The organism is Mesorhizobium sp. M7A.F.Ca.CA.002.09.1.1 (assembly GCF_003998555.1).
Lineage (GTDB): Bacteria > Pseudomonadota > Alphaproteobacteria > Rhizobiales > Rhizobiaceae > Mesorhizobium > Mesorhizobium ciceri.
Window position 1 is genome coordinate 1 of sequence record NZ_RZRR01000393.1, and the last position, 4,943, is coordinate 4,943.

General features: G+C 61.7%; 7 protein-coding genes. 2 read left to right on the forward strand and 5 right to left on the reverse strand.

What is annotated here, in order from left to right:
* From EN994_RS17735 to EN994_RS17750, 4 genes are all read right to left on the reverse strand, one after another.
* Nucleotides 1-432, reverse strand: a 432-nt coding sequence (locus EN994_RS17735; RefSeq protein WP_127307685.1) for a c-type cytochrome, incomplete at its 3' end; no start/stop codon positions are given.
* Between the two features lie 9 nt (nucleotides 433-441).
* Entirely contained in the window at nucleotides 442-882 is a 441-nt protein-coding gene (locus EN994_RS17740; protein WP_013532666.1) for a cytochrome c, read from the reverse strand.
* A 156-nt stretch (nucleotides 883-1,038) separates the two neighbouring features.
* Nucleotides 1,039-1,638: a superoxide dismutase gene (locus EN994_RS17745; RefSeq protein ID WP_013532667.1), complete on the reverse strand. Its 600-nt coding sequence runs from the start codon at nucleotides 1,636-1,638 to the stop codon at nucleotides 1,039-1,041.
* 106 nt (nucleotides 1,639-1,744) lie between these two features.
* A complete protein-coding gene (locus tag EN994_RS17750) occupies nucleotides 1,745-2,623 on the reverse strand; it encodes a branched-chain amino acid aminotransferase (RefSeq protein WP_024505546.1) in 879 nt (292 codons plus the stop codon).
* Nucleotides 2,624-2,780: 157 nt separating this feature from the next.
* Between EN994_RS17750 and EN994_RS17755 the strand changes: the two genes are divergently transcribed.
* Nucleotides 2,781-3,443, forward strand: coding sequence for a haloacid dehalogenase type II (locus EN994_RS17755; RefSeq protein WP_013532669.1), 663 nt, complete (start codon nucleotides 2,781-2,783; stop codon nucleotides 3,441-3,443).
* A gap of 170 nt (nucleotides 3,444-3,613) precedes the next feature.
* Complete coding sequence (locus EN994_RS17760; RefSeq protein ID WP_013532670.1) at nucleotides 3,614-4,438, forward strand: L,D-transpeptidase; 825 nt, start codon at nucleotides 3,614-3,616, stop codon at nucleotides 4,436-4,438.
* A 32-nt stretch (nucleotides 4,439-4,470) separates the two neighbouring features.
* On the opposite strand, the gene EN994_RS17765 is transcribed toward EN994_RS17760, so the two are convergent.
* Nucleotides 4,471-4,943: helicase HerA-like domain-containing protein (locus EN994_RS17765; RefSeq protein WP_127307686.1), on the reverse strand; the 473-nt coding region annotated here is incomplete at its 5' end.

Sequence of the window (4,943 nt, forward strand, 5' to 3'; positions counted from 1 at the left end):
GGCATAGAGATCGCCAATGTCGACCGGATTCATGCGCGCGTAGGACGCATAGGGAAACGCCGGATAGAAGTGTCGGCCCGAAGGCGACACGCCCTTCAGCATGGCATTGGCGAGGTCCTCGACCGACCATGCGCCGATGCCGTCCTTGGCGTCTTGCGAAATGTTGGGCGGCACGAAGGTTCCGAACGGCGTCTTGAGCTCGAGACCGCCCGCGAGTTGAAGCCGCGCATCGCCCTGTGAGCCCGGCTTTGCATGGCAGGATGTACAACCGCCGGCAAAAAAAATGCGCTTGCCCCTGGCTGCGTCGCCAGGACCGAGCTTGGCCAGGGTCTCCCTGTCGAGCCTCACCGGCGCCGACCCGACCCACCCGGCAACCGCGCCGACGCCGCCGAGGATGACGATGGCGCCGACGAGTTTCTTTAGCCAGGGCATCGCCCGCTATCAGCCTTTTTTCACCCGGTAGGTCTGGTGGCAGGTGCCGCAATCGGAGCCGATGGCGCCGAATTGCGCCTTCAACGCATCGACGTCGGCAGGAGCGGCAGCGGCCGCTGCCTTGACGTCGGCGACATATTTGGCGTTGGTGGCCTTGAAGCCGGCCATGTCTTCCCAGATCTTCGGCGACGCAGTGGTATCGCCGCCTGTGTCGCTGCCCGCCGGAAACAGCGCGTCGACGTCGACTTTCTCGGCATTCGCATGCAGCGCCTGCAGCGCCGTCAGCACCGCGGCGGCATCAAACGGCTCCTCGCCCTTGACCACTTTCGACAGGCCGCCGACGATCTTTCCACGTTCCTTCATCAGTGCCTGCCGGTCGAGGATCGGGTCGGCAAAGGCCGCCGAAGCCGCGAGTGCGAGCATAGAGATGGCGATAACAAGCTTTCTCATTCAATTGGCTCCATGATGAAGGCATTTCGGGACAGGACGTCAACGGATGTTACAGAGGGAAAATTCCCTTCCCCCTGATGATTTTTGCCGGACCTTTGCTCTTGCGGGACGCAGAAAAGAAAAGCCCCGGGTGATACCGGGGCTTCTGGAAATCGATCACTTCGCCTTTTCGTACAATTCCAGGACATGGTCCCAGTTGATCAGGCTGTCGACGAACGCCTCGAGATATTTCGGCCGGGCGTTGCGGTAGTCGATGTAGTAGGAGTGCTCCCAGACATCGACGCCGAGGATCGGCGACGCGCCATGGACGAGCGGGTTTTCGCCGTTCGGTGTCTTGGAGATCGCCAGCTTGCCATCCTTGACCGAGACCCAGGCCCAGCCGGAGCCGAACTGTGTCGTGCCAGCGGCAATGAAGTCGGCCTTGAACTTGTCGTAGCCGCCGAGATCGCTATCGACTGCCTTCTGCAAGGCGCCCGGCAGCTTGTTGCCGCCGCCGCCTTTCTTCATCCACTTCCAGAAATGGATGTGGTTGTAATGCTGGGCGGCATTGTTGAAGAGGCCGGCATTCTTGCCGAACGACTGCTTGACCACCTCTTCGACCGACAGATCGCCCAAGCCGGCCTCGGCGGCGAGTTTGTTGCCGTTATCGACATACGCCTTGTGGTGCTTGTCGTGGTGATATTCCAGCGTCTCTTTCGACATGTAAGGCTGCAAGGCCTCATAGTCGTAAGGCAGAGCGGGCAATTCAAAGGCCATGGATAGTACTCCCTCGTGGAAAAATCCGGTGTCGATACCGGAGTAAGATAGGTCTGGAATGGGTTGGGACAACTCCGGATGAAGCGTCGATCGCCTTTTTATCCGCTCAAACAGCAGAAGTCGAATGCGCCCAATCCCAATAGAGTTCGCGCGCTTTTTTGGCCACCGGCCCGGGTTGCAGATTGCGATCCTCGATGCGCGTGATCGGCACCACCTTGGAATGGTTCCCGGTCGAAAAAATTTCGTCTGCTTCGAGGAAATCGCGCACCGACAGCGTCTTTTCCGTGGTCCTGAAGCCATATTCGCCGAGCAGCGCTATCGTGCGCGAGCGGGTGATGCCGGATAGGAAGGTGCCGTTCGGCGCAGGCGTAAAGACGTGGCCATCCTTGACCAGGAAGATGTTCGAGGTTCCGGTCTCGGCGACGTTGCCCAGCATATCGAGCACCATTGCGTTGTCGAAGCCGCGCATCTTGGCTTCGAGAATGGCCCTACCGTTGTTGGGGTAAAGGCAGCCGGCCTTGGCGTTGGTCGGCATGGTTTCAATGGTCGGACGCCGGAACGGCGACACGGTCACCGAAAAGCCAGTCGCCGGAATCATCGGTGATTCATAGAGGCAAAGGCAAAAGCGCGTCGAGGCGGGATCGGCCGGCACGCCCATATAGCCGCCATGCTCGGCCCAGTACATCGGCCTGATATAGACCGCCGTCTTGCCGTCGAACTTCTTCAACCCATCCCATGTCAGCCCGACGATCTTGTCGGCGCTCATGTTCGGCTTCAGGCCGAGCGCAATCGCCGAGGAATTCACCCTGGCTGCGTGGAAGTCGAGATCCGGCGCCACGCCTTCGAACCAGCGGCCGCCGTCAAAAACGCTGGTGCCGAGCCACATGGCGTGGCTGCGCGGCCCCAGAATGGCGACGTTGCCTTCGTGCCAATCACCATCGACGAAAGTCCATGTCGTGGATTGCGCCGCAGCCGCCAGTGTCATCATCTCGTCCCGTCTCAATCGGTCTCGTGTGACAGCCATTGGAAGATGCTTTGGCGGGCGCCGTCAACCGGCATCATGGAGTTTTGTTGAGGCCAGTGCCGGGGCGCAATGCAATCAAAGCTTGCACCTTGTCGCGCCTGCCCTCAAAACTGCTGTCATGCAATACGCCGCCTATGTCTTCGACGCCTATGGCACGCTGTTCGACGTGCATGCCGCCGTACGCCGTCATGCCGACCGGATCGGGCCGGACGGCCAATTGCTGTCCGAGATCTGGCGCGCCAAACAGCTCGAATATTCCTGGGTGCGCACGCTGATGGGCGCCTATGCCGATTTCTGGCAACTGACCGAACAGGCGCTCGATTTCGCCTTGCGCAAGGTTCCCTCGGCCGACCCCGGTCTCAAGGCGATATTGCTGGATGCCTATTGGCGGCTCGATTGCTATCCGGAAGTGCCGGCCGTGCTCAAGGCGCTCAAGGCTTCGGGAGCGAGGCTGGCGATCCTGTCCAACGGCTCGCCCGAAATGCTGCAGGCGGCGGTCAAATCCGCCGCGCTCGACCAGGTTCTGGACGATATCTATTCCGTCGATACGGTGCGGCGCTTCAAGACCGATCCCGCGGTCTACGACATGGTCGCCACCGGCCGGCGCCTCTACCCCGGCGCGGTTTCCTTCCAGTCGTCCAATCGCTGGGACATTGCAGGCGCCACCAAATTCGGCTTTCGCACGGTGTGGATCAACCGCTCCAACCAGCCCGAAGAATACCGGGACTTCCCACCGGCCCTGATCCTGCCGTCGCTCGAAGCCCTTGTGCCCGGCAGCTAAGAGACCTGTGTCTCTGGCGCCACAGTAGCAGCCTGGTCACAGCTTCGCCTTTCTTTGCCCACGTTCGGGCCAGAATCGGAACCGCCTATCGCCCCAGGTGTTGTCAGGCACCCGCGTAACTGTCGGCGAATTCACGCTTTGTTGCGATTTGAGACTTAAAGAAGGCAACCATGTCCATAACCGAAATCGAATCTTTTCGCCTGAGCCGTCGCGGCTTTCTCAATGCCGCAGCCCTGGGCGCCGCTTCGATCGCGGTTTCCGCATGCGCCACCACCGGGCCGGGTCCGGTCGAGCCGCCGCCACCAACCTATGTCGAGCCGCCTCTGGCGGACTATGTGACGATGTATGCAGCAGTCAGCGACGGCGGCTTCGATTTGCCGGCCATCCCAGTCGACAAGATCGATCCGCAATTCCTGCGTCAGATCGTTCCCGACCCGACGGGACAGAAGCCGGGAACCATAGTCGTCGATACGACCGGCCACTTCCTTTATCTGGTTCGTCCAGGCGGTCAGGCGATACGCTACGGTGTCGGCCTTGGCCGCGCCGGCTTCGAATGGTCCGGCGACGCCGTCGTTCAGTGGAAGCAGAAATGGCCAAAATGGACGCCGCCGGACGAAATGATAGCCCGCCAGCCGGAACTGAAACCCTACAGCGCCGACAATGGCGGCATGCCCGGCGGCCTGAAGAATCCGCTCGGTGCACGCGCGCTCTATCTGTTCCAGGGCAATGTCGACACGCTCTACCGTCTGCACGGCTCGCCGGAGTGGCGCTCGATCGGCAAGTCGGTGTCGTCAGGCTGCGTGCGTCTGATGAACCAGGACATTATCGACCTCTATGATCGCGTGCCCTCGAAGACGCCGGTCATCGTGACCAGCGACGCCAGCCAACCCATGGTGGCGACGGCCAACCGACAGGCGATCCCGATCGATGCCGGCGTGCCGGACGGTTCGGTGCTGCTTGGACCGGTCAAGGCGATCACGAATTCGATTTTCTGAGCTGACTAGGCAGCGGCGCCCGCTGCCTCCAGTCACCGCCCGCGCGACAAGCTCCCCAGAATGCCGCGCACGATTGCCCGACCGACCGAGGAGCCGACCGAGCGCACCACCGACTTGATCGCCGCCTCTGCGACCGTCTGGCGGTTGGACGGGCGCGGTGCAGATGTGCGCCTGCCACCGGATTGCGGCGCGGGATCGTCATTGCCGAAGCCCGGAATGGTCCAGCGCGAGCCGCCGCTGCCGGCCTGCTGGGCCTGCTCTTCGGCATCCTGCGCGTCCTTGGCCTTTTTCTGCAGCATTTCGAAAGCCGATTCGCGATCGACGGCCTGATCGTACTGGCCGGCGACCGGGCTTTCCTGGATCAGCTTTTGCCGCTCAGCGGCCGTTATGGGCCCAAGCCGCGAGGATGGCGGGCGGATCAGTGTCCGCTGCACCATGGACGGAACACCCTTGGCTTCCAACGTCGAGACCAGCGCCTCGCCAGTGGCAAGCTGTGTAATGGCGG

Bases quoted from the DNA above. Each gene is read 5' to 3' on its own strand.
- EN994_RS17745 (WP_013532667.1), bottom strand. From the start codon at position 1,638: ATGGCCTTTGAATTGCCCGCTCTGCCTTACGACTATGAGGCCTTGCAG.
- EN994_RS17760 (WP_013532670.1), top strand. From the start codon at position 3,614: ATGTCCATAACCGAAATCGAATCTTTTCGCCTGAGCCGTCGCGGCTTT.
- EN994_RS17740 (WP_013532666.1), bottom strand. From the start codon at position 882: ATGAGAAAGCTTGTTATCGCCATCTCTATGCTCGCACTCGCGGCTTCG.
- EN994_RS17755 (WP_013532669.1), top strand. From the start codon at position 2,781: ATGCAATACGCCGCCTATGTCTTCGACGCCTATGGCACGCTGTTCGAC.
- EN994_RS17750 (WP_024505546.1), bottom strand. From the start codon at position 2,623: ATGACACTGGCGGCTGCGGCGCAATCCACGACATGGACTTTCGTCGAT.